We start from the raw sequence: 1,005 nt of genomic DNA on the forward strand, positions 1-1,005 counted from the left end.
GAAATTAAACGTGGCTATGTTGAAGTGCCGAGTAACATCATCAACTTTAACGGCAGCTTAGCGCTGAACGTTGGTGTGTCGTTTGCTCAAGGTGTCAACGTGGTTGAAGTCGGTAAGGCCTTTGATCGTCGCCTTGCCGAGTTGAAGTATCAACAACCGGTTGGTGTCGAAATCTCGGAGATTTACAGCCAACCGAAAGAGGTAGATAAATCGGTCAGCGGTTTTGTGATCAGTTTGGCGCAGGCGGTTGGCATCGTCATTATCGTATTGCTGTTCTTTATGGGGCTACGCTCGGGTCTACTGATAGGCCTGATCTTGCTACTCACGGTTTTAGGTACGTTCATCTTCATGAAATATCTCGCGATTGACTTGCAGCGCATCTCTCTGGGTGCATTGGTTATCGCACGCGGTATGTTGGTGGATAATGCCATCGTGGTGGTGGAAGGGATATTAATCGGTACTCAAAAAGGGCGAACGCGATTACAAGCTGCGACGGATATTGTCACTCAAACCAAAGGGCCGCTATTGGGTGCAACTGTAATTGCGGTAACGGCATTTGCGCCAATTGGTTTGTCTGAGGACTCCACGGGTGAGTACTGTGGCACCTTGTTTACGGTGCTGCTGATTTCCCTCATGCTGAGTTGGTTTACCGCTATTTCTCTAACGCCGTTCTTTGCCGATATTTTCTTTAAGGGACAGAAAATCAAGCAAGGTGAAGGTGAGGAAAACGACCCATATAACGGCATTATTTTTGTGGCATATAAAAAGTTTTTAGAGTTTTGCATGCGTCGCGCGTGGTTAACGGTCGTGGTGTTGATAGTTGGGCTTGGTGCAAGTGTTTATGGGTTTACCTTGGTAAAACAATCGTTTTTCCCATCTTCAACCACGCCAATTTTCCAACTGGATGTGTGGCTACCGGAAGGTACAGATATTCGTGCGACTAACGATAAGCTAAAAGAACTGGAATCTTGGCTTGCTGAGCAAGAGCACGTAGATCACATCACA

The 1,005-nt window shown here is 46.8% G+C and carries 1 pseudogene; it reads left to right on the forward strand.

Going from position 1 to position 1,005, the window contains the following annotated elements:
• A pseudogene (gene vmeI, locus R7Q38_RS25090) lies at positions 1-1,005 on the forward strand (efflux RND transporter permease subunit VmeI); the annotation flags it as partial.

The organism is Vibrio sp. Vb0598, from assembly GCF_033338935.1.
GTDB lineage: Bacteria > Pseudomonadota > Gammaproteobacteria > Enterobacterales > Vibrionaceae > Vibrio > Vibrio alginolyticus.